The organism is Acidobacteriota bacterium (assembly GCA_016716905.1).
Classification (GTDB): domain Bacteria; phylum Acidobacteriota; class Vicinamibacteria; order Vicinamibacterales; family SCN-69-37; genus SYFT01.
The window spans coordinates 332,717-355,707 of the sequence record JADJUS010000004.1 but is presented as its reverse complement, the minus strand read 5'-3'; the positions used below and the strand labels follow the sequence as shown (position 1 = coordinate 355,707).

General features: G+C 64.2%; 18 protein-coding genes. 5 read left to right on the top strand and 13 right to left on the bottom strand.

Translation table 11 applies throughout. The features are described from left to right. Positions 1 to 8 precede the first annotated feature (8 nt). On the bottom strand, positions 9 to 1,115 hold the full coding sequence (locus IPL75_05485; protein MBK9239707.1) for a CoA transferase: 1,107 nt from the start codon (positions 1,113 to 1,115) through the stop codon (positions 9 to 11). 52 nt (positions 1,116 to 1,167) lie between these two features. On the opposite strand from IPL75_05485, the gene nhaC reads away from it, so the two are divergent. Continuing rightward, positions 1,168 to 2,622: a Na+/H+ antiporter NhaC gene (nhaC, locus tag IPL75_05480; protein MBK9239706.1), complete on the top strand. Its 1,455-nt coding sequence runs from the start codon at positions 1,168 to 1,170 to the stop codon at positions 2,620 to 2,622. Here nhaC and IPL75_05475 read toward each other — a convergent pair. Next, the gene (locus IPL75_05475) at positions 2,611 to 3,624 is read right to left on the bottom strand and encodes a hypothetical protein (GenBank protein ID MBK9239705.1); all 1,014 of its coding nucleotides are present in this window, start codon (positions 3,622 to 3,624) and stop codon (positions 2,611 to 2,613) included. The genes nhaC and IPL75_05475 overlap by 12 nt on opposite strands. 9 nt (positions 3,625 to 3,633) lie before the next feature. Further along, on the bottom strand, positions 3,634 to 4,167 hold the full coding sequence (locus IPL75_05470; GenBank protein MBK9239704.1) for an HNH endonuclease: 534 nt from the start codon (positions 4,165 to 4,167) through the stop codon (positions 3,634 to 3,636). Positions 4,168 to 4,261: 94 nt separating this feature from the next. On the opposite strand from IPL75_05470, the gene IPL75_05465 reads away from it, so the two are divergent. Then, positions 4,262 to 4,870 (top strand): C40 family peptidase, encoded by a 609-nt coding sequence (locus tag IPL75_05465; protein ID MBK9239703.1) that lies wholly within the window; start codon positions 4,262 to 4,264, stop codon positions 4,868 to 4,870. On the opposite strand, the gene mtgA is transcribed toward IPL75_05465, so the two are convergent. The 7 genes from mtgA to IPL75_05430 are packed head-to-tail and all read right to left on the bottom strand — an operon-like array spanning position 4,842 to position 12,641. Beyond that, entirely contained in the window at positions 4,842 to 5,525 is a 684-nt protein-coding gene (gene mtgA, locus IPL75_05460; GenBank protein MBK9239702.1) for a monofunctional biosynthetic peptidoglycan transglycosylase, read from the bottom strand. The two genes, IPL75_05465 and mtgA, sit on opposite strands and share 29 nt — an antisense overlap. Further along, entirely contained in the window at positions 5,525 to 6,952 is a 1,428-nt protein-coding gene (locus IPL75_05455) for a M48 family metalloprotease (GenBank protein ID MBK9239701.1), read from the bottom strand. The genes mtgA and IPL75_05455 overlap by 1 nt, the downstream gene beginning before the upstream one ends. A 4-nt stretch (positions 6,953 to 6,956) precedes the next feature. Further along, positions 6,957 to 8,072, bottom strand: a complete 1,116-nt coding sequence (locus IPL75_05450) for an alanine--glyoxylate aminotransferase family protein (GenBank protein ID MBK9239700.1) — start codon at positions 8,070 to 8,072, stop codon at positions 6,957 to 6,959. A gap of 22 nt (positions 8,073 to 8,094) precedes the next feature. After that, positions 8,095 to 8,979: a dihydrodipicolinate synthase family protein gene (locus tag IPL75_05445; GenBank protein MBK9239699.1), complete on the bottom strand. Its 885-nt coding sequence runs from the start codon at positions 8,977 to 8,979 to the stop codon at positions 8,095 to 8,097. Positions 8,980 to 9,004: 25 nt separating this feature from the next. Then, the gene (locus IPL75_05440; GenBank protein MBK9239698.1) at positions 9,005 to 9,997 is read right to left on the bottom strand and encodes an ABC transporter permease subunit; all 993 of its coding nucleotides are present in this window, start codon (positions 9,995 to 9,997) and stop codon (positions 9,005 to 9,007) included. Next, positions 9,994 to 10,914 carry an ABC transporter permease gene (locus tag IPL75_05435; protein MBK9239697.1) on the bottom strand — a complete coding sequence of 307 codons (921 nt, stop codon included), beginning with the start codon at positions 10,912 to 10,914 and terminating at the stop codon, positions 9,994 to 9,996. The genes IPL75_05440 and IPL75_05435 overlap by 4 nt, the downstream gene beginning before the upstream one ends. Next, positions 10,911 to 12,641, bottom strand: a complete 1,731-nt coding sequence (locus tag IPL75_05430) for an ABC transporter substrate-binding protein (GenBank protein ID MBK9239696.1) — start codon at positions 12,639 to 12,641, stop codon at positions 10,911 to 10,913. Before IPL75_05430 ends, IPL75_05435 begins: the two co-directional genes overlap by 4 nt. 324 nt (positions 12,642 to 12,965) lie before the next feature. On the opposite strand from IPL75_05430, the gene IPL75_05425 reads away from it, so the two are divergent. The 3 genes from IPL75_05425 to IPL75_05415 all read left to right on the top strand — a co-directional run bounded on the left by IPL75_05425 (position 12,966) and on the right by IPL75_05415 (position 20,046). Further along, positions 12,966 to 14,798: a S8 family serine peptidase gene (locus IPL75_05425; GenBank protein ID MBK9239695.1), complete on the top strand. Its 1,833-nt coding sequence runs from the start codon at positions 12,966 to 12,968 to the stop codon at positions 14,796 to 14,798. A gap of 1,207 nt (positions 14,799 to 16,005) precedes the next feature. Further along, entirely contained in the window at positions 16,006 to 17,313 is a 1,308-nt protein-coding gene (locus IPL75_05420; GenBank protein ID MBK9239694.1) for an HD domain-containing protein, read from the top strand. A 621-nt stretch (positions 17,314 to 17,934) separates the two neighbouring features. Beyond that, positions 17,935 to 20,046 carry a sigma-54-dependent Fis family transcriptional regulator gene (locus IPL75_05415; GenBank protein ID MBK9239693.1) on the top strand — a complete coding sequence of 704 codons (2,112 nt, stop codon included), beginning with the start codon at positions 17,935 to 17,937 and terminating at the stop codon, positions 20,044 to 20,046. Positions 20,047 to 20,100: 54 nt separating this feature from the next. Here the strand turns inward: IPL75_05415 and IPL75_05410 are convergent, their stop codons facing one another. From IPL75_05410 to IPL75_05400, 3 genes are all read right to left on the bottom strand, one after another. Continuing rightward, a complete protein-coding gene (locus IPL75_05410) occupies positions 20,101 to 21,513 on the bottom strand; it encodes a dipeptidase (GenBank protein MBK9239692.1) in 1,413 nt (470 codons plus the stop codon). Between the two features lie 92 nt (positions 21,514 to 21,605). Then, the gene (locus IPL75_05405) at positions 21,606 to 22,133 is read right to left on the bottom strand and encodes a DinB family protein (GenBank protein MBK9239691.1); all 528 of its coding nucleotides are present in this window, start codon (positions 22,131 to 22,133) and stop codon (positions 21,606 to 21,608) included. 9 nt (positions 22,134 to 22,142) lie between these two features. Beyond that, on the bottom strand, positions 22,143 to 22,985 hold the full coding sequence (locus IPL75_05400) for a hypothetical protein (GenBank protein MBK9239690.1): 843 nt from the start codon (positions 22,983 to 22,985) through the stop codon (positions 22,143 to 22,145). Between the last annotated feature and the right edge of the window lie 6 nt (positions 22,986 to 22,991).

Below are 22,991 nucleotides of genomic sequence, written 5' to 3'. Positions count from 1 at the left end.
GGTTCTTGTTATTTTATGCCGAGCGCCCCGAGAACGTCGGCCGTATCCTGGCCCAACATTGGCGCGGCGCCCAGGGCAACGGGCGCGTGTCCGAACGGCGATCGCACCGCGCGAAGCCCATTTCCCTGCACCATCGTGCCTCGAGCGGCAATGTTGGGGTCGGCAAATGCCTCGGCGGGTGTGTTGACGGGCGACAGGCAAACGTCTCGCCCTTCAAAAAACGCCAGCCATTCCGCTTGTGTCCGCGAACGGAAGATCTCGCGCACATCCCGAATGACCGCAGCTTGATCCTCGGGGCCGGTCAGATGACGGGCGCGAAGGTCGGGCCTGCCGATCGCGTCACAAAAGGTCGTCCAGAATTTCGTTTCCATCGCACCAAGCGCGACCTGGCGCCCATCATGCGTCTCGTAGACGTTGTAACAGGCGTGTTCGCCGAACGTCGGCAACTCGCCGACTGCGGCGCCGCCGCCGTCGACGAGGTCCGCCGCGCCAGGCAGCATCACCCAGAACAACGCCGCATCCTGCATCGACAGGTCCAGGCTCGCGCCCTGCCCGGTCGTCGTGCGGGCAAACAGCGCGGCGATCATGGCGACTACTGCGCTCATCGCGCCGCCACCGACATCGGCCATGAACATCTTCGGCAAATGCGCGGGATGCGGGCGGTCGGCCGCGAGCACGCCGGTGACCGCCACATAGTTCAGGTCGTGACCGGGGCGTTCGGCGTACGGTCCCGTCTGGCCGTATCCGGTGATCGCCGCGTGCACCAGGCGCGGATATTTTTCCCGAAGTTGAGGACCAGAGACTCCAAGGCGGCGCGCCGTCGCCGGACGAAAGCTCTCCACGACAACGTCGGCGCGCGCCACCAGTGCGTCGAGCACAGTGCCGGACTCGGGCTTGCGCAGGTCAAGGACGATGCTGCGTTTGCCGCGATTGAGCAGCAGGTCGTAGACGCTGCGTCCTTCGACAAACGGCGGCAACTGGCGCATGGGATCGCCGCCACGCGGGTCTTCGACCTTGATGACCTCGGCGCCCAACTCCGCGAGCATCAGGGTGGCGAACCCACCGGGCAGGAGTCTCGACAAGTCGAGCACACGGACACCAGACAGCGCAGCCATGGGAAAGTAGGGATGCTATCATCGCGGCCCTCGGAAGATTCCTGAGACAGATATGAGCACACTGATCAAAAAGCCGTCGCTCGCCCTTTCGCTGTTCCCCGTCGCCATGCTCGTCATGCTCCTGGCGGGGTCGGTGGCCCTGTTCGGCGACTCGAACTCGGGAGGACCGAATCAAATCGCGCTGATCCTCGCGGCAACCATCGCCGCCGCCGTCGGCCTGCGTTTGGGCCACTCGTGGAAGGACCTGCAGGACGGCATTGTGCACGGGATCTCGCTCTCGATGAGCGCCGTCTTGATCCTGCTGATTGTGGGCGCGCTGATCGGCTCATGGATTCTCGCGGGCGTGGTGCCCACGATGATCTACTACGGCCTGCAGCTGCTCACACCGGCCGTGTTTTTTCCAAGCGCATGCGTGTTGTGTTGCCTCGTGTCGCTCGCCACCGGAAGCTCCTGGACGACGGCGGGCACGGTGGGAGTGGCGCTCATCGGGATTGCGGCCGCGCAGAACCTGAACATGGGCCTGGCCGCCGGCGCCGTCATCTCCGGAGCCTATTTCGGCGACAAGATGTCGCCACTGTCCGACACCACCAACCTGGCTCCTGCCATGGCCGGCACCGAACTGTTCACCCACATCCGCCACATGCTGTGGACCACCACGCCGAGCATCCTGCTCGCCCTGATCCTGTTCACCGTGATCGGGCTCACCACGGCGGCGCCCCACGACACCGCCGCCGTCAATGCGATTCGCGCATCACTTGGCGCCAGCTTCGCCATCGGCCCGCATCTGCTGCTGCCCGTGGTGCTGGTTTTGATCTTGGTCGTGAAAAAAGTGCCGGCGACGCCCGCTCTGATGGTGGGCACGCTCATCGGGTGTGTCTTCGCTGTGATCTTTCAGCCCGGCGCGGTGACGACACTCGCGGCCTCGCCGGACATTCCCCACTGGGCTGCCCTCGTCAAGGGCTGCTGGCAATCACTGGCCACGGGTTTTGCCCTGACCTCGGGGAATGCGGCCCTCGACGACTTGCTGTCGCGCGGCGGCATGGCCAGTATGCTCAATACGGTGTGGCTGATTCTGGCGGCGATGACGTTTGGCGCCGTGATGGAGAAAACCGGCATGCTCGGTCGCATCGCCGAGGCCATCCTCGGGGCCGTCCGCGGCACGGGTAGCCTGATTGCCGCCACGCTCGCCACCTCGATCGGCATGAACATCCTGGCCTCCGACCAGTACATGGCGATCGTGCTGCCAGGGCGCATGTTCAAGGCCGAGTTCAAGCGTCGCCAACTGGCGCCCCAGAATCTCTCACGATGCCTGGAGGATGCCGGCACCCTGACCTCCCCGCTGGTGCCATGGAACACCTGCGGGGCGTTCATGGCGCAGACGCTTGGCGTGGCCACCATCGCGTACCTGCCGTACGCATTCTTTAATCTGATCAACCCGGTCGTGTCGGCGATCTACGGGTTCACCGGATTCACCATCACCAGGCTGGACGAGGACTCAGACGCCTGAGGGCGGCATCCGAAAGAGGGTGTCGCTCGACGACAACAACCATCGGCCCTGCGCGTCGAACGCGACGCCGACCAGGTGCGGCGCCGCAATCACCAGTTCGGCAACGGGCGCTGTGTCGCACACGTCCACGCGATAGAGCCCCGAGGCCCCGGCCAGCGCGTCGGCCACGAAGAGCATGCCCGACGCGTCGAAGGCGAGTCCCTGCGGACGCCCGAACCCTCCGCACACCACCTGCACTTCGCGCTGCGGCGTCACGCGGTAGATCACATCGTGTGCCGCAAGGGTGGGCGCCGTGACATAGAGGCATCCATCGGGCCCCATCGCAAGGTGGAACGCCGCCACGCTCGCTGGAATCGTCGCGAATGGCTCCACATGGCGCGTGGACTCGCCTGACTTGCCCGCGCTGATCCGGAAGATGGTGCCGGTGCGATCGCCGACGTACAGGGTGCCGTCTGCGCCGCACGCCAGGCCGGTCGCCACGCCGAGGTCGGTCGCGTACAGTTCGGCGCGGCCATCCCGAGTGAGCTGGTAGATCTGCCCCTCGAAGCGGCTGGACACATAGACGGTGCCATCGGGTCCCAGGGCCAGTGACGTGGGGTTGGCGATGTCGACCGCCATCGCATCCTGTGTGCCGTCGGGATTCAACCGGCCGAGTGGCACTGGAGCCTTCGCGCCACGGGTGCCGCTATGGGTGAAGTACACCGCGCCGTCCGCGGTACAGAGCGGGCTATCGACCTGGTGGACGCCACTCACCAACACGGTCGCGACGTCGAGCGCCAGCGCGCCTTCCGGCACGTCAGCGACCTGCACCGGCAATCTCCCCCCTGCCGCATCGGCGGGCACCAGCACCTCGATGGCCCGGCGCGACGCAAACACGACGCGACTCTTCACGCCGCCGATCGTGACGTCCGGAGGACCGTCGGATGGAATCGGGAGATCCGTACCCAGCAACGTGACCCGTCCGCCGTGTACCGCGGCGCTCGGACGGAGAGAGGTCAGCACCGGCACGAACTACACGTCGTCCAATTCGACGTTCCAGTAGACGTAGTCGCGCCAGCTCTCGGGCGCGTTCCGCAAGCCGAACGTGATGCGAATCGCCGGCGCCTTGTCGGGACGTTTGGGTGGTCGAATCAAGTGCAGGTGCGCCTGAGCCGGCGTGCGACCACCCTTGCGCCGATTGCAGGTGATGCAGCAGGTCACAATATTTTCCCAGTCCTTGCGACCGCCCTGCGCGACCGGTACGACGTGGTCAAACGTCAGTTCGGCCGTCGGGAACACGGCTCCGCAATATTGACAACGATGATCATCCCGCGCGTAGATGTTGGCGCGTGAAAACGGCACGTAGTCCAACCGTCGCCGCACCCGAATCCTTCGAAGAAGGCGAATGACCGACGGCAACTTCATGCTGAATGTGACCGCGCGTATCTCGCGGTCGTACACCGAAACGATCTCGACCTTGCCCTGGCACCAAAGCGTGATCGCTTTTTGCCAGTGAACGACCCGCAAGGGTTCGTAGGTGGCGTTGAGCAACAGCGTCTGTTCCATGACGGTACTGGCGCTCATTGTCGGTCAGCTGGGACGCGGTGTCAAGCGGTGACGGGAGGTAACATCAACGTTATCAGCAGGTTAGAGCCATGCCATGGCGGCCGGCACCCGAACGGCCGATATGGCGGTGATGCAACGCGCGAACCGCGCCTGGCGGATCGGCCTGGTAATGGTGCTCTCAATGTCGTCGGCGGTCTGTGCCGCACGGGCGATGACACAAGGCGGCGCCTACCCGTCGCCGTTTCCCAACGTACCATCGCCGACTGCGATCAAGCCCAATGCGGATCAGGCGCCGTGGAGCCCCGTCGCGAGCGCCGTGCTGAAGACCGCGCTGCGATTCCAGGGCGTACCGTATCTCTGGGGCGGCGACAGCCCGGCGAGCGGATTTGATTGCAGCGGATTCGTCCGATACGTGCTGGCGCAGCATTCGGTGCCGGCACCCCGCACCGCCGCCGAGCAGTATGCGCTCGGCACCCGCGTGGATCTGCGGAACGTGCGTGCGGGCGACCTGGTGTTCTTCTCCACCGTCGCACCCGGGCCGTCTCATGTGGGATTGGCGATCAGTGCCGTTGAGTTTGTGCACGCGCCCGCCGCATCGGGTGTGGTGCGCATCGACCAGATGCGAGCGTCGTATTGGACATCGCGGTACGTGGGCGCGCGACGGGTGCTGGCAGCTACTCCGAGCCCATTCGCGACAGAATGATCTGCTGACGGCGCAGCAACCGCGCATTGGGACGCGCGGGGCTGTAGACGCGCGGGTTGATGATCGCGCCGGCCAGCAGCGCGGCCTGCGTCTGGTTCAGGTCCGACGCAGGGATCCCGAAATAGATCAGCGAAGCTGCCTGGGCGCCCCAGATGCCATCGCCCCACTCGATCAGATTCAGGTAGAGCTCAAAAATGCGGCGCTTGGACAGTTCCGCTTCGAGCCGACGCGTGATGAACAACTCACGCACTTTTCGATACGGGTTCCGCGAGGGTGACAGATACAGGTTCTTCGCAAGTTGCTGCGTGATGGTGGAGGCGCCGCGCGCGAATTCTCCGCGCTCCCAGTTGGACTCGAGTGATGCGCGAATCTCGTCGAAGTCCAGGCCCTGGTGCTGCCAGAACGCCGCGTCCTCGGCCACCTGCACCGCGCGCTTCAGGTTCGGCGAGATGCGGTCGTAACTCACCCACTGGTGGCGCCGCCTCGCCGTACGGTCCTGGGACGCGGCCTGCGCCTCTCGCATGCGCATGAATGCCGTTGACGCCGGTGGGGTCTTCGCGAGCGCTCGCACGTCCGGCAGTGTCATCCACGTATACGAGAGCATTGCGAACATGATCGCGCCGGCCGCCAGCGCGAATCGCAGCGCTCGCCGCATCAGCCGCCGACCACGACGCGGATGCGTGCATTAACGGGCGGCGTGGACGCGGCCGTGGCGCCGTTCATGATCGCGAGTGTGGCCGGGCCAATCGGCCGCGGCGCCGCTGCGGCGGCGAGCGACGACCACGTGTCGCCCGATCGCACGGTGTACTGGCCGACGCGGAAGGGCTGGATCTGATCCGCCTCTGCCTGCGTCATCGTCCGGAACGATTCGATCGTGTTCGCGAATGTGCCCTGCGCACTGCCAAACGCCTGGGTGGTGGCGACGCCGGCCACCAAGTACGTTGTTGACCCAGCGACGATGAACGCCGCGCGCACCACCTCCTGCTCACCGCGATAGGTGCCAACATAGGCACGCTGGCCGTTGATGGTGGTTTCGCCGCCACTGACTTCGGTGAGCTTCGCGGCCGCCATCTGGGCCCGCGCCGTCTGTGCTGGCCCACCGGTGGCGTTCGGCACCACTCGCAGCACCACTGCCGCCTGCGCCTCGCCCGCAGGCTGCGCCGTAACCTGCGAGGCCCCATTGCTGATCTCCCAGCCGTCGGGGAATCGAAGGGCGATCCGCAGGATGGGATGCACGAACTCGCGTCCGCGCACGATTCCCTGTTCGCGGCTGTCACCCCACACCACGCCAGGCAACCGTCCACTGAACTCGGCCGCATTGATCGTCTGTGCGCCCGGTCCCTGGGCGGCAGTCACCAGCGCTTTCACGGACTCGATGCGATCGGCAGGCAACGGATGCGTGGTGAGGAAGTTCGGCACGCCGCGACTCGAACCCGAGGCCTCCGACAGTCGGCCGAGCGTGCTGAGGAGACCGACCATCCCCGCCGGATCCCAACCGCTGGACGAGGCGTAGCCCACGCCGAGGCGATCGGCTTCAATCTCCGCGGCACGGCCATGTTTGAGATACAACAAGCTCAGCGAAGCCTCAGCCACGCCGAACAGCACCTGGTACCGCTCGGGCGCAAGGATCCGCCCGACACCGAGCCCAATACCGCTGAGCTGTTGTTTGGAGTACGCACTGGCGCCATGTAGTGCCGTGACGTGTGCAATCTCATGCCCCAACACATTCGCCAGTTCCGCTTCACTCTGCAGAAACGGCAGGATGCCACGCGTGACGTAGATGAACCCGCCCGGCAACGCAAACGCATTGACCGCCGAGGCGTCCACGACGACAAACGACCATGGCAGGTTTGGGCGATGCGATTTTTTTGCCATCGCCATACCCACACGCGTGACGTAGGCTTGCCAACCCGCGTCGTCGTAGACCCCCATCTCGGCACGAACTTGCTGATCGGCCTCGCGTCCCAGGGCGATCTCCTGGGCTTCGGACAGCATGTTCAGCTGGCTGCGGCCGGTGGCGGGATTGGTGACACAGGCCATCGCGACAACGGCGACAACCACGAGCCCATATCGACGAACCATGCGCCTACCTCCGGGGAGGTGTGCGGCCAAGCGACTTTGCGAGCGCCGTCACCACCTTCTCCACATTGTGGATGGTGGCGCCGCTTCCCATCAACCCGATTCGCCAGACCTTGCCCGCGAGCGGCCCGAGTCCGGCACCAATTTCGATCTGGTGCTTGGTCAGCATGCGGTCCTTCACCTCGGCCGCGTCCACGCCGTCGGGCACACAAACGGTGTTCAGGCTTGGGAGGCGATGGGCGGGAGCCGGAAGCAGGCGAAGGCCGATGGCGTCCAGTCCCGAGATCAGCGCGGCGTGCGCGTCCGCATGCCGCTTCCAGCGCGCCTCAAGGCCCTCTTCAGCAGCCTCGGCGAGGGCGGCGTGCAGGGCATAAATCATCGGCGCGGAAATCGTGTGGTGATACTTGCGCCGGACCCAGAAGTCCTCAAGCTTCTGAACATCGAGTGAAAACGGCGTGGTGTCTGCGCGCCCCTGGCGCGCGCGCGCCGAGAACGTGATCGGCGCCAGGCCCGACGGGGCGCCAATCCCTTTCTGCGAACAGGAATAACACGCGTCCGCGTTCCACGACGTCACATCCACCGGGACCGTCCCGAGCGACGTCACGGCATCAACGATCAGCAGGGCATCGTGTTGTTGCGCGATCGCGGCGATGTCCCCCACCGGATTGAGCACACCAGTGGATGTTTCCCCATGGACGACGGCCACCACGTCGAAGCGCCCGTCGCTCATCGCCCGCTCAACCTGCGCGGGATCAATCGCCTGTCCCCACTCGCCCTGGAGCCGCTCGACAAATGCGCCATGGAGCGCGCACACCTGCGCCAGCCGATCGCCGAAATAGCCGTTGACGACGCAGAGCACCATCATGCCGGGCTCAAGCAGATTCGCGGCGGCGGCATCCATGCCCGTGGTGCCGGTGCCCGAGAGTGCGAATGAGAAGTGATCCGCCGGCGCCTGAAACAGCGTCGTCAGCCGGGCGCGGACATCGTCGAGCAGGAGAACAAACTCCGGGTCGAGGTGTGATCGCGGAGGTGCGGCCATGGCCTGCATCACGCGATCCGACACGGGAGATGGACCGGGTCCCATGAGGAGCCGTGGAGTGGTGGGCAGAGCGGATTTTGGCATGGTCACATTCTTCGCGTGTGTCTCACGCTTGCCATGGAGCAAGCGCCGAGCGGATGTCCTCGGCCACGGCCGCGGTCACCGGCAGGAGCGGGGCGCGCACGGGCCCGCCATACGCGCCCACCAGATCGAGCGCGCACTTGAGACCGGCCACACCATGCACGCTCGACACCAGCTGTGCGATGGTGGTGATACGGCGTTGCAGCACAAGTGCCTCGGCGTGCCGGCCCGCCGTGGCCAGGGACCACAGTTGCGTGCACACGTCAGGCAGCACGTTGGCCACGGCAATGATGGCACCGCGCGCACCCGCCACGGCCGCGCTGTGTGCCACCGGCGCCCAGCCCACCAGCACGTCGAAACCGCTGTCGGTGATCGCCGCGAACTGGCCGAGGCGTTCCAGGTCGTTGCTGGTTTCCTTGATCCCGATCACGTTCGCGTGTGCGGCCAGCGTGCGCACCATGGGCACCGTGAGGCTGAAGCCTGCCATGCCGGGCACGTTGTAGAGCATCACGGGCACCGGTGAGGCGTCGGCCACCGCGCGGTAGTGCGTGACGAGCGCCTCGTGCGTCATCTGCGCCTTAAAAAACGACGGCGCACGAACGAGCACGCTGTCCGCGCCATTGCCCGCAGCGCGGACGCACGCCGCGATCGTGGCGCGTGTGGACTCGCGCCCGGCGCCCACCAGCAGCGTGCGGCCGGCCGGCACGACTGCGCGGGCGGCAGCGACGACACGATCGGCCTCAGTCTCATCGAGCAGGCCGGCTTCGCCATTCGAGCCGAGCACGAGTACGCCGGCCACCGGTGCGCGCAGCAACCGGTTGATGTTGGCTGTCAGGGCCGCCGGTGTGAATTCGCCGGTCGCCGAATCAAACGGTGTCGGCACCGGGGGAAATACGCCACTGAGATTCATCGGATCTTCATCGTCCTTCCGGAGGCTATCGGCGCGCGGCCGTTGTGTCAACGATCGATGCGGGGAAACCGGGCCTTCCGCCTGCCACCGTTTGGAGCGCGAGCACGACGACAAAGAGTGCGGCGGCCGGCAGCAGGAGCCATGGCGCCGAGTACATGGCCGTCAACGCTTCGCCGTCCTTCAGCAGTCCGCCCCAGCTGGGCGTCGCCCCTCCGAATCCAAAGCCAACGAATGAAAGCGTGGACTCGGCCACGAGAAGTGCCGGGATGAGCAGGACAAACTCGATGCGCAGAAATCCGTAGGCGGCCGGTAACAGGTGGGTCATCACTCGCCAGGGCCCGGCGCCAAGGGCGCGTGCGGCGGCGGCATAATCGCGCGTACGCTCGGTGGCGACGATCGCGCGCACCCCTCGGGCGACGTCGGGCCAGGCCGCAAGCGCGAACAGGATCGTCATGAGCCAGAACATTTCAGCCGGGCTGATGACGAGGGGGCGCGTGGCGCGCAGCACGATCACGAGGTACACGACGGGAAGAACCAGCACGAAATCGGCCACTGTTGTGATGAGTGTGTCGAGGCGGCCACCGGAGGATCCAGCCACGGCGCCGAGCAACGCGCCGAGCAGCAACGCCCCGAATGCGCCAAGCGCGGCAACACCAAGCGACAACCTGGCGCCGTACACGAGTCGGGCACACAGATCGCGGCCCAGTGCGTCTGCGCCGCACCAGAGCAACGGGCCGGCGCCGGGATCGATCGACACGAGGTGACCGTTCGCAAACCATCGCAGCGGCACGCGGGCCGTGTGATCGTCGACATACGTGCGGTTGATGCGATGGACGAGACGCTGCTGGTAGACAAACGGCGCGTGCCACCCGGCGGCATCGCGCAGATGCACGCGCATGGGCGGCGCGTACGCGCGATCGTCAAACGGCAGATCGGGACGGTTGGACGAAATCCACGGCGCGGCCGTCGCCATCAGCACGATGGCGAGCAACACGGCGCCTGCAGCGCGGCGAATCACGACAGGTCCCTCACTCTGGGGTCGGCGAGTGACCGAAGGGCATCAGCCGCAAGGTTGCCGACGGCGAGGCAGATGCCACCGGCGAACACACATCCAGCCACCAGGCGGACGTCGCCGTGCTGCACCGCCTCGAGCATTAAACGGCCAAGTCCGGGCCATGACGTGGCGAACTCAACGGCCATCGAACCGCTGAAGAGGCTGCCGATCACGATGCCGTAGACGCCCAGCACGGGTCGCAACGACTGGCGTGCGGCATGCACCCAGACCAGCCGATGAGGCGGGATGCCGCGAGCGGCGGCCGCCAGCAGGTCGGGTGATGCCATGGCGTCGTGTGTGGCCTGCGATTGCAGGCGCTCGAGTGCCGCGCCGACAGGCAGTCCGAGGGCGAGCGCCGGCACCAGCAGATCTCCAGACGCCACCGACACCCACCCTGTGATCGCCGCGACATACAGCAGAACCAACACCGCGACCAGAGGCGGACAGGCGAGTACGGCGATCGAGGCGATCGACAGCAGCCTTGAAAACCACGTCCCGGAGTAGGCGCCGGTCACCACGCCGAGAGGGAGTCCGATGAGTGTGGCGAGCAACAGTGCGACAAACGCCAGGCGGGCGGTGTTGGCGCCGCGTTCGCCGACCAGTGCCGCAACGGGCCGATCGTACCTTGCGGATTCGCCCAGATCGAGTCGCAGCAAGTCCCAGGTGAAGTGCGCCAACTGGACAGGAAACGGCCGGTCGAGTCCGAGCCGTTCCCGCGTGTCCGCGGTCACCTTCGGGTCGACACCTTCCATCACGTCAGCCGTGGTTTCATCTCCGGGTGCGAGACGCGCCAGGACGAACGCGGCGGTTGACACCGAGAGCACGAGAACGAGCGCGGCCACCAGTCGGCGTGCGACGTACGCCGCCGTGGCGTGGATCACCGACGCGGACCCAGGACGAACAGTTCTTCCGCGTTCCACAACACCGGCGGCTGGATGACTGTTGGCCTCGCTCCGCCCACCCGCGCACTCATCGGCACGGACACATGCGGCGCCGCAAACCACAGCGCCGGCACATGGTCGGCGAGGAGTTGCTGCGCCTCGGTGAACAGCCGCTTTCGTTCGGCAGGGTCCATCGTCTCGGCCACCTGCTGCAGGAGCGCGTCGATGCGGCCTTCCCACTCCGAGCCCGGCGTCAGCTGATTGGGGTTCCAGAAGTGCATGGGGCCATTGCTTAACCAGAACCCACGGTTGCTGGTCGGGTCTTTTGAGCTGGCCTGCGCGCCGTAGTAGATCGCTTCGTAGTCGCCACTCCCGAACCGCGCCTGTACGACCCGCTGATCCATCGGGACCACATTCACCTTGATGCCGACCTGGCGCAACTGTTCGCCCACGAGTGTGCTCGTGCGTTCGCGCTCGGTGTGTCCACTCTGCGTGAAGAGCGAAAACTCGACGGGCCGATTGGACGCGTCGTCAAGCACGCCGTCGCCGTTGCGATCCTGCAGACCGATCGACGTGAGGAGCGTGAGCGCGCGAGCGAGGTCAAACGGCGTGGCTCCAAGATCGGGCACGAACCAGTCGCCATGGCCCGGTGACACCGGGCCATACACCACCACCGCGGCGCCCAGATGCACGGTGTCAACGATGGCCTGCCGGTTCACCGCGTGTGAGATCGCACGGCGAAATGCCTCCTGCGCCAGCCAGGGTTTGTCAGCGACGGCCTTCGAACCTGGAGTGAGATTGAACCAGAGTGTGCTGACGTCTATCGCGGGGCCGGCATCAACGAGCCTGACGCGGCCGGCGGTTTCCGCATCGCGCAGCATGGCGAGGTCTTCCGCGCGCGCACCGCCGTTGGTGAGATCTGTCGTGCCCGACTGCAGGCGCAGGAGTTCGGCATTTTGTTCGGGCACAATCTGCACCTCGAGTTCGTCGAGATACGGCAGCTTCTGTCCAGTGGCGTCCGTGCGCCAGAAGTTGGGGTTCCTGACAAATCGCAGGTGCTGCGCAGGCACGTACTCCTTGAGGATGAACGGGCCCAGACCAGCCATCTCCGAGAGATTCGAGCTCGGGCTCCAGGCGTCGCGGAACGTACCGGCATCAAACGCTGCCTGGAGTTTGTGGCGAGGCAGGATAGGCACGCTATCGAGAATGGCCAGGCCTTGTCCGAACGGGGAGGGGAAGGTGAGCACGATGTGGTGATCGTCGATGGCGCGCAGCTGGAAGGGCTGGCCTTTGGCGCGCATGTCCTGCGCCAGAGGACTCTTCACGCGGTCGTCGTAGATCGCCTGGAATGTGAACAACACATCCGACGCGGTGAAGGCCGTGCCGTCGGAAAAACGTACGCCACTGCGAAGGGTGATCGTCCACGTCAATCCGTCGGGTGTTCCGGTCCACTCTGTGGCAAGGCGCGGCACCAACTCTGCTGTGTTCGGGTCCACGCGGAGCAGGGTGGCCTGCGTGAGTAACGCCGTCAGACGAGCCCCCGGCCGCGCCTCCACGAGACGGTTGAAATGGGTGGGTTCTGTGCGGTAACTGGCCACCAATTTGCCGCCGGTTTGAGGCGCCGTATCGGCCCCGGATTGTGGGGTACCACACTGCCGGGCAAACATGACCACCGCCACACCTAGTGCTATCAGCAGGGCCAGGCGCAGGATACGGGAGGGGGTCATAACGCTCCTAAAATCGGGTCCAAAAGTGTCATTCGGCCAACGCAGATGGGGCGTATTATGAGGCAATTATGGGACTTAGGGGTCGCCCTCCCCTGAAGACCTTACACTCACAAATTACACATTTTTGCGGTTTGGCTGACGATTTTGTAATGCGTCAGGATCGCATGCCAATAAGGAGTGTACGGAGATCCGGCCTTTTCGGCCGGTTTTTTCATCCCCATCTAGTTATCTCTATAGCGCGTCGGTGGTACGGTATGTGCGTACGAGCGGGGTTCAGCGGCAAGCCCACGGTGGTCTTCGCCCCGTTTTCGAATGAATGCTTTTATGAACGCACACAACACGCCCAATCGCCTGTCACACGTCTGGGTCGCCCTCCTGGGCTTCGCTCTCGTCGTCGGACTTGCCCTTCCGTCCATCGCGATGGCCGCTGACGGCCAGCGAGCCCGGATGTCGCGCGAGTTGTCGCAGAAGCTGGCAAAGCCCGACGACGGCAGGCAGATTCCGGTCATCGTGACGGCGCCCCAGGACGAAGTGGACCGCCTTGAGCGGACGCACAAAATGCGGGTCAAGCGGATGGCGTCGGGTGCGGTGTTTTACGGGACGTCGACCGAGGTCAACTCGCTGTCTTCCGACCCTGGCGTGAAGTTCATCGAGGAAGACCGGCCGATTTACAGCACCATGGCCATCACGCCGCAGGCCACAGGCGCCGACCAGGTGTGGCGCGGCGAATCGGGTTCGGCGTTTGGCGGCATCACCGGCCGGAGAGTGGGCGTCGCGGTGCTGGACTCCGGCGTGTCGTCGCATGGGGACCTGAATAATCGCCTGCAGGTGTCGTACGACTTCACGGACCCGCGGGGCGGCGTGCGCGAAGGCGGTCGCGACGGCTACGGCCACGGCACGCACGTGGCGGGCACGATTGCGGGCAGCGGCGCCGGCAGCCGCAGTGCAGAGGGCACGCCGTATATCGGCATGGCGCCGGGCGTGTCGCTCATCAGCATGAAAGTGCTGAGCGACGATGGTTCGGGGTATGTGTCGGACGTGATCGAGGCGATCGACTACTGCATCAAATACCGCTATCGCCTCGACATCAGAGTTATCAACCTCTCGCTGGGTCACCCGGCATCGGAAGCGTATCGCGACGATCCGCTGGCGCTCGCGGTGGAGCGCGCCGTGGCCGCGGGCATTGTGGTGGTGGCATCGGCCGGCAACATGGGCAAGAACGCGGCGGGTGTGCCGATTGTCGGCGCCATTGTGTCGCCCGGCTTCACGCCTGGTGCGCTGACGGTGGGCGCGTTGAACACCAACGGCACGGTGTTCCGGAGTGACGACAAGGTCGCGACGTACAGCTCGCGTGGTCCCGTTGTGGACCCGGGCACGCCGGCGCCTGCCACGCCCCAGGATCTGCCGAAGAACACGCTGTTGAAGCCGGACGTGGTGGCGCCGGGCAATGCGATTGTGTCGACCATTTCGAAGCGGAGCCTGCTGTGGGAGATGCTGCCGGAGCGTCGTGTGACCGGCGCGAACGGCGGGGCCTACCTGGTGCTGTCGGGGTCGAGCATGGCTGCGGCGGTGGTGAGCGGCGCGGCGGCAATGTTGCTGCAGGCGAATGAGGATCTGACTCCGCGTCAGGTGAAGACGGCGCTGCAGCTCACGGCGCAGTTCATCCCGGGCGAGGGACTCATCTCGCAAGGCGCCGGGTCGATCAACGTCGCCCTGGCCGTGAAGTTTGCCATGCGCGAGGACGGCGACAAGGTGCAGACGTCGAACACGATCGGCGGCGAACAATCCTTCGGCGGCGGAATGGCCTTCGGCCAACAGTCGACGTGGGGAACGACTCTCGTTTGGGACAACACCCTGGTCTGGGATAACACGCTGGTCTGGGACAACACCTTGGTCTGGGACAACACCCTGGTCTGGGACAACACCTTGGTCTGGGACAACACCTTGGTTTGGGACAACACCTTGGTCTGGGACAACACGCTTGTCTGGGATAACACCTTGGTCTGGGACAACCGAGTCTGGGGCGAGACGTTGGTCTGGGACAACACGCTCGTCTGGGACAACACCTTGGTCTGGGATAACACTTTGGTTTGGGACAACACCTTGGTGTGGGACAACGCAATCCAAGCCGACGTCACCAGTGGAGGCCAGCGATGAACCGCACGATTATTGTTTGGGGTTAGTGACTCACTTCAAGGCCTTGATTCTAGGAAGCAGGACATCATGATTCGCACAATCATCGTTTGGGGTTAAGACGGTCGCCAACGCCAGTAGCTCTGAAAACAGGACACCATGATTCGCACAATTATCGTTTGGGGTTGAGACGGTCGCCAACGCCAGTAGCTCTGAAAGCAGGACACCATGATTCGCACAATTATCGTTTGGGGTTGAGACGGTCGCCAACGCTAGTAGCTCTGAAAGCAGGACGACATGATTCGCACGACTATCGTTTGGGCTGACAGTTCGTTAACGCTACTGATCGCTTGAAAGCAGTGACGGCCATGATTTGCACAATTATCGTTTGGAGCTGAGTTGCCCTTCTTGACGTTCTCGCCTTTTGCTCGTTCCTGTCGAAGGATGACTATGACTTGCACAATTGTTGTTTGGGACTGATTGCTCTGCTTAGCGCGATTCTTTTTGAAACCATGATTTCTTACGGTCATCACTTGGACTGAGCCACGAATCGACGGGCACGCCCCGACTCGTCGGCCACTCCGGTCCCTTCTCCACGATGACCAAGCCAACTAGCCCAACTTTTTCAGCGACAGCCCGAGCCTTCTGGGTGACTGTTGTCGTCAGTGGATTCCTGACATCGGCGATTAACATCCGCCAGGTGATTGTCGACCCGCCCGCTAGCGAGTGGCTGTCGTTGACATTACTGACCTTGGTCAGCGGGTTCTTGTCAGTCAAGTTTCAGTCCGTGGGCGCCCGTTACTCAATCTCCGAGACGTTCGTAATCTGGGGAACCTTGGTGTACGGCCCAGCAGTGGGCACGGTGCTGGTATTGCTCGACGCGGTAGTTCTTTCTGCCACAATTTGCTACTCGAAGGGCCGTTTTGACTGGAATCGAACGCCGTTTAACTTGGCGGCGCCTCCACTTTCTGTCTGGCTGGCGTCAAAGGCGCTTTTTTCGATTACTGGACCGCCTCCACTGCAACTACAGGACGATCCATCGCTCTTCGTTTTCGGCTTGGCCATTTTTGCCATCTTGTATTTCTTGGTCAATTCCTGCCTCGTCGCGATGGCGATTGCCCTGACCCAATCAAAGAGCCGAACAAGGCTGTTGCGCGACTTCGCAGTCACTTGGTGGGGGATTCGAGACGGATTTCTGACTTATATCGCCGGCGCATCGATCGCAGCGCTCTTGGCTTCCCCAGACGGCATCTTCGCACGGATACTCGTCATCCTCCCGCTGATGACGATGCTCTACTTCACGTATCGGAACTCCGCAAGTAGGGTCGAAGAAATGCAGGCAAAAATCGACGCTATCGAGAAGGTCCATATGTCCACGATCGCGGCGTTCGCGATGGCCATTGATGCGAAGGACCAGGTCACTCACGGTCACATCCGGCGCGTGCAGCAGTACACGATGGAAACCGCGCGCGCACTCGGGGTCACCGATGATCGGCAGATCAAGGCTATCGAGGCGGCGGCCCTCCTGCACGACACTGGAAAGCTGGCCGTGCCCGAGTACATCCTCAACAAACCCGGTCCGCTAACCACGGCCGAGTTCGAGAAGATGAAGGAACACGCGGCCGTCGGCGCAAACATCCTCAAAAGCATCGAATTCCCGTACCCGGTGGAACCTATCGTCAGGCATCACCACGAGAACTGGAACGGCCAGGGATATCCCGATGGATTGAAGGGACAGGAGATCCCGCTCGGCGCCAGGATTCTATCGGTGGTTGACTGTTACGACGCACTCACCTCCGACCGCCCCTATCGTCCGCGGATGAGCCGACAGCAGGCTGAGCACATCCTGATTGACCGCAGGGGCACCATGTATGACCCCTGGGTCGTGGATGGATTCCTCCGGATCCTCGACCGGCTTGAAGCCATCGATGAAGCGGAGGGCCGCAGCGTCCCAGGCGCTGGCGCGGCGGTGGGCCACCTCGCGCACTCGGCCCTGGACGTCATCAGCGCGGCGACGGCCGAGGAACGGGAGTTTGGAGAACTTCGGCGCGAGTTGCCCAAGGCGCCGTCGCTCGAGGCCGCGGCTGAGATCTTCTTCCGTCATGTGCGCCGCGTGGTGCCGGCCGCTGCGGTGGCCTTCTATACGCAGTCGCCCGGCCAGGGCGATCTCACGGCTGTGTATTGCGCCGGCTCCGGCTCGTCGACGATTGAATCAACCAGAATTCCCGTGGGTGAGCGAATCTCCGGCTGGGCGTTTGCCCATCGGCAGATCGTCTTCAACTCCGACGCCGCCCTCGACCTGGGACCGGTGGCCCGCGTCCTGCCCGTACCTTTGCGTTTTACACTGGCGACCCCGGTCTTCGATGGCGACCAGGTAGTTGGTGTGATTGCCCTGTACGCGGGCGAAGAATTTCACAAAAACCACAGCCGGATGCTTGAATCCGCGGCGCTACTGTTCGCTCCGGGCTCAGTTCTGCCGCAGGAACACGGGCTGGCGAATCATTTGGCCGGCCGACGGGACGGTCGACAGGTCCACTAGTCTTGGCCGCCGGCCCCACCGAATCTTGTACATGATTCGGCTTGGGCCGCACTGAGGGCACCCCGTAGCAGGGCCGAATCTGGTATTGTCCGCGCGATCATGCCCGGACGCACATTCGCCAGTGTGTCGCCATCGACGGAGCAGGCCCAGTCCCTGTACCGGAACGGTCGTCTCTCCGAGGCTATCGCCGCAGTGGAGGGCGATGGATTAACCGATTTCCCTGGCCGGCTGGTTCACGCCACGGCGCTGTATGACACCGGCGATGTCGTTAAGGCACTCGGGCTGCTTTCAGACTTATGTGGGGAACTCCGGGACCAACCGGACAGTGCAAGGTTTGGCGCAGAGTTCTCGCTCTTCGTGAGGGAGTCCACATTTCAGGCTCCTGCAGACGCCGCATCGCGCCTGGCGACCCTTCGGCAACTCGCTACTGCCATCGGAGACGCATCGTCACTCGCAGGGCTTCATCTCGCAGTTGCGCGAATCGAAGCTCTTCGCGGTTCAAGTTCGGACGCGCGGCTGCACCTAGACATCGCTAAGCGCCTTGCAGTGGAATCGGGATCAAGCGACCTCAGGTGCTCAATCGAACTTGTTTCCGCATCACCTCTCCTAGATGTCGGTAGCGTGGATCAAGCCCGTCGCGCCGCAGTGAGAGCTTTTGAGGAGGCGAATCAGAACGACAAGCAAGTCCCCCGCGCCCGAGCATTAGGCAACATTGGTCTGTTCACGTTGTACCTTGGCAACGCGAAGCAGGCGCGTCACTACCTCAATCAGGCCGGTCAAGTCGGCGGCGAAATGTCGTTCGTTCAGCTAGGCCTTGCCGACAGCCTAGCCAACGTCGCCTTATACGAAGGCAACTTGCCTGAGTGCGTCGCTCACCTCGACGAAGCCGAGGCACTCATTCGACGTCAACACGTACCGGCGCGATCCTGGTACGACCTCGCCCATCAGATCACCCGGTGCCTCTACCTCAGCCACATTCGAGACTGGGAAGGCATCGTCACCATCGTCGACGCCGCACACCCGGAACTGGAACGCCGTCAGCTGCGCGTCTGGCACGCGTCGCTCCTGAGCGCAAAAGCCCGCGCCCTGGCGTTCCTCGGTCAACACGACGATGCCGACAAAGCGCTGGTCGCCGCGCTGCGATTGTGTCCCAGAGGTGCCGTCGATCCCCTCATCACCGTCGAAGCCGCCACCGGCACGTGCCTCACGCTTCGAGGCGACGCCGCGCGCGGAAACAGGCACTTCGATCGGGCCCTTCGCGCGTGCCAGGCCATCTCCCATCGGTTTCAGGAATGGGTGGTCACCAAGGAACGCGAGGCCTTGCCGGCCCACGACAGGACCGAGCTCCCCGCCGCACGCCGGGATCAGACCGACACCGAGAGTACGAATCTCATCCTGACCGACATCGCCACCGCCCTCAGCGCCGGACATTCCATTGACGTGATGAGCCAGCGCCTCGCAGCCGTGGTCTCCACCACCGCGTTGCGCACGCGGCTCGACGTGACCACCGAGACAACCGCCAACGAGGCCACCGGCGGCCCCGTCGCCTGGGAGACCGCTGCGGACGGCACGCACCGGATCATCCTGTCGGACATCGACCGGCGGGCAGTGCTGCGTTTCCGTGACGTGTTTGCCCTTGAAGACGTCTCGCTGATTCGCAATCTTGTCGAAATCGCGAAAGCGGGGATCAGCCGCTCCGGGGATCCACACGTGCTCGACGAAGACCTCCTCTGGCCGCAGGTCTCACTCCCAAGCGGCGGCGACTCCGTGTTCTGGTCTCCGCGCATGCAGGAGGTGCTGCGCGTCGCGATCAAGCTGGCCTCGAGCGAACTGCCCGTCTTGATCATGGGGGAAACGGGAACGGGAAAAGAAGTGGTGGCCAGGGTCATCCACACCCATAGCAAATGGTCGCGAGGCCCATTCGTGCCTTTTAATGCGTCAGCGATCCCGAAGGACCTGGTGGAGAGTCAGCTCTTCGGCCATCGCCGCGGCGCGTTCACCGGCGCCTTCGAAACATCGGGAGGGGTGTTTCGCGCCGCCGAACATGGCACGTTGTTTCTTGATGAGATCGGCGATCTGGATCCGGCCATCCAGCCAAAGTTGCTGCGATTCCTGGAATCGGGCGAGATTCATGTCGTTGGCGAACCCCGCCCCACCCACACGCGCGTGCGAATCGTGGCGGCCACGAACGCCTCGCTCGACGCACTGGTCAGCCAGGGCCGCTTCCGAAGTGATCTGTTCTATCGGCTGCGGGTCGCGCCGCTCTGGCTGCCGCCCCTGCGCGAACGCAAGGACGAGATTCCCGCCCTTGCCGCGCTCTTTGTCCGCAAAGCGTGCGAAGAGGCCGGCCGGCAACGCTTGAATGTCGCCGACGACTTCATTGCCGCACTTCTGCTCCATGACTGGCCTGGCAACATCCGGGAGCTCGCCAACGAAGTGCGGCGCGTGGTCGCCCTTGCCGACGATGGCGCGACGCTTGGTGCGGATGACCTGTCGGCGGAAATTGCTCAGGGGTGGAGGTCGAGGCGGCCGGCCGCTCAGTCTGCTCCGGCCGGACCGGTCGTCAGCGTGCGACTGGACCAGCCCCTCGACCAGGCCATCGCCCATATCGAAAGGGCGTTTGTCGCCCGGGCGATCGAACACACCGGCGGCCGGGTGTCAGATGCGGCGAAATTGCTCGGGATTTCGAGAAAAGGCCTGTTTTTGAAGCGGAAGAAGCTGGGGATGGAGTGACGGCGCGGAGCCATTGGCCCCGCGCCGATTTGTATCCTTATTAATAGCGAGGATCTATTTCGACCCAGCCTGAAGCTGTTTGGCTACCTTTTCAACCTCGGCCCACACCCGCAACAGGTTGCCGCTCCACATCTTGCCAATCTGTTCCTCGGTGTAGCCTCGGCGGACCAACTCCAGGGTCACATTGAAGGTCTCCGCCGCGCTGTTCCAGCCAGTGACCCCGCCCCCGCCATCAAAATCCGATGAAATGCCCACGTGATCGACGCCGATGAGCTTCACGGCATAGTCGATGTGGTCCACAAAATCCGAGACCGTCGCCCGCGCCGGTGCTGGGAACTTGGCCTGAATGGCCGCCAGCTTCGTGTCGTACTCCGCGCGACGTTCCGGAGTCAGTGCGGCAAGGGCCGCCTGATTGCCGCCACGGCCGGCCCCGCCCCCACGCGCCGCCTGCGGTGCGGTCCCCGTGTTCGGATCCTCGATCGAACAGGGAGGCGGTGCCGCCGGCGTGGCCCCCTGCCCGCGTCCTTCGCCACCCGCACGTCCCCCGCCGGCGCCGCCTGCACGGCCACCGCCACCAGCACCCCGTCCGGCGGGCGCGGCAATACCAAACTCGGTGTTCAGTGCGGTGGTCGCGGCCTGCCGGTCGGCCGCCTTGTCATCAACCTTCACGTAGGTGGCAAACGCCACGGTCTGCATCACGCCGCCATTCTTCTTGAGCGCGAGCAACAGCTCGTCGTCCATATTGCGGGTGTGATTGGCGAGCGCGCGCGTCGAAGAATGCGACGCAATCACGGGCGCCTTCGACAACGCAATCGCCTGCATGTTGGCCTGCTTGGAGGGATGGGAGATGTCCACCATGATCCCCCACTTGTTCATCTCGGCAATGACCTGCTTGCCCAGAGGACTCAAGCCGCCATGAATGCCGCCATTCGCCGCTTCGGTGCTGTTGGAATCAGCCAGCTGGCTGTTGCCGTTGTGCGCCAATGACATGTACCGGCCGCCGCGTGTCCAGAACTCCTTCACACGCTCGAGGTCGGTGCCGATCGCGTAACCGTTCTCGATCCCGATGACGGCCACCTTCTTGCCGCTCTTCGCGATGCGCACCACATCCGCAGGCGTCAGCGCGAGTTCGATCTCGTTCGGGGCAATCTCCTTCGTCAGGCGATGCACGGCGTCGAACTTCTCCACCGCCTGTCGATACGCGCCGGCATACCCTTCCTCGGTCAGCGCGCCCTGGCCGACATACACAATCATGAACGACACATCCAGCCCGCCCTCTTTCATCTTCGGCAGGTTGACCTGTGTCGTCAGGCGCATCGTGTAGTTGCAGTCCGCGCGGAAGTTGTTCGCGTTGATGTCGTCATGCGTATCAAGCGTGATCACACGCTCGTGGATGCCACGAGCTTTTGTGATCAGGGCCTGTTCAGCCGTCGGCGCCTGCGCGCTGACGGGCGAGATCGTGAACATCGTGGCAACAACGGCGCCGCTCAATGCGACGGCAGCGGCAGAACTCAGCGTGTGTGTGGACATGGCCTTGCCTCTCCCCCGGAGGTAGTGAATCACTGGGAATTGTAGATCAGGCGCTTCGCCTGTGCGTTGTGGCGTGCCACATGGGCTGTGGCCCAGTCGCCCACCTGATACACGGTGACCTGGCCGAGGATGGAGTGGACCGACCACAAGCCACGTGATTCCGGCATTTCCCGCAAAGCCCGAGCCAGGCGCTCTTGCGAAGCACGCGCTCTGGCCAGCGCTTCGGCTTTGGTCACACCTTCGGGTGGATGAAACTTCTCTGGCGCCTCGAGCTTGTCCGGGACCAGCGCGGTAATCTCGGAAAACGGCGTTTCGGAGAAATCCGCCTCGGGCGCGATGGCAAGCGGCACCGAGCCATCCACCAGCGCGGCGAATTGTTCGTTGGTCACCGCCACGTGCCAGGCAATGCCGGCCACCGACCAGCCGCCATCGGGAGGCACCCGCTCCGCATCCGCCTCGGAGGTCTGCTCCACGCGCGACAGAAAGCGCGTCATTGACGCCTCAAAGGCATCTGCCGTGGCGGCCACTCGCCGCGCGTGATCCAACCCGGACGTCATCCGCCGAGTCTATCGAACCTCGAGCGGAGAATCGATTCGCAGCCGCAACAGGGTGCCGGCCGGCAGGTCCACATCGGTCCCGTCAGTCGCCGCGATCGTGCCGCCGCCACCGACCAGCACACCCACCAGCAAACCCTTCCCGCCCCCCAGCAGTCCCCCGATGATCGCGCCTATCGCGGCACCGGTGCCAATCCGGCTGACGTCTTCGCTCATTTTGCCGTCGAGTGCCTGAGTCACCGACGCCCTCAAACGAACCGGCCCCTTCCTGAGCACCACTTCGTCAAAAGCCAACGTCAGGCTCCCGCGGCGCTCCACACGTCCGGCAGGCTGCACCGATCCGACAAATCCGCGGACGACGGTGCCGGCCGGCAGAACCACGTCCCCTTTGATCTTCAGGTCGACCACGCTCGTCGCCTCAAACCGCTGCTCCACTCTGGCGGTGCGCGAACTGAGCGGGGTCTGCAGTCTCACGTCCATCTCGGTGCCGACAGGAACGATCCACCCACCACTGACGGGGTCATCGGTAATTACCGGATGCGCGGTCACCTTCTGGCCGACGGCCTTCACCCGCAGTGTCTCTAGACGGTCGCGCAGGTCGATGTACTCGGTACGCGGCACCGTACCCTCCCGCCGCAGGCGGACGCGCAGATAAATAATCTCTTCCTTGAGCAGGGCCACGGCTTTGTCCACCTCGGACGCCAACGTCGCGTCCGACGTTTTGAGGACCGCTGCATGGCGCGTTACTTCGGCCGCGGCCACGTCCAACCGGCCCAGGTCAGCCTCCGTGACGGCCTGCGCCATCATCGACCCGGCCAGCCCCACCACCAACAACCCAATCAGCGCAATCTTCATCCTGCC

Excerpts from the sequence above, each read along its gene's own strand:
- mtgA (MBK9239702.1), bottom strand. The coding sequence starts at position 5,525 with ATGCGGCGAGCGCTGCGATTCGCGCTGGCGGCCGGCGCGATCATGTTC.
- IPL75_05450 (MBK9239700.1), bottom strand. The coding sequence starts at position 8,072 with ATGCCAAAATCCGCTCTGCCCACCACTCCACGGCTCCTCATGGGACCC.
- IPL75_05470 (MBK9239704.1), bottom strand. The coding sequence starts at position 4,167 with ATGGAACAGACGCTGTTGCTCAACGCCACCTACGAACCCTTGCGGGTC.
- IPL75_05400 (MBK9239690.1), bottom strand. The coding sequence starts at position 22,985 with ATGAAGATTGCGCTGATTGGGTTGTTGGTGGTGGGGCTGGCCGGGTCG.
- IPL75_05430 (MBK9239696.1), bottom strand. The coding sequence starts at position 12,641 with ATGACCCCCTCCCGTATCCTGCGCCTGGCCCTGCTGATAGCACTAGGT.
- IPL75_05485 (MBK9239707.1), bottom strand. The coding sequence starts at position 1,115 with ATGGCTGCGCTGTCTGGTGTCCGTGTGCTCGACTTGTCGAGACTCCTG.
- IPL75_05445 (MBK9239699.1), bottom strand. The coding sequence starts at position 8,979 with ATGAATCTCAGTGGCGTATTTCCCCCGGTGCCGACACCGTTTGATTCG.
- IPL75_05405 (MBK9239691.1), bottom strand. The coding sequence starts at position 22,133 with ATGACGTCCGGGTTGGATCACGCGCGGCGAGTGGCCGCCACGGCAGAT.
- IPL75_05410 (MBK9239692.1), bottom strand. The coding sequence starts at position 21,513 with ATGTTCACGATCTCGCCCGTCAGCGCGCAGGCGCCGACGGCTGAACAG.
- nhaC (MBK9239706.1), top strand. The coding sequence starts at position 1,168 with ATGAGCACACTGATCAAAAAGCCGTCGCTCGCCCTTTCGCTGTTCCCC.
- IPL75_05455 (MBK9239701.1), bottom strand. The coding sequence starts at position 6,952 with ATGGTTCGTCGATATGGGCTCGTGGTTGTCGCCGTTGTCGCGATGGCC.
- IPL75_05425 (MBK9239695.1), top strand. The coding sequence starts at position 12,966 with ATGAACGCACACAACACGCCCAATCGCCTGTCACACGTCTGGGTCGCC.
- IPL75_05465 (MBK9239703.1), top strand. The coding sequence starts at position 4,262 with ATGGCGGCCGGCACCCGAACGGCCGATATGGCGGTGATGCAACGCGCG.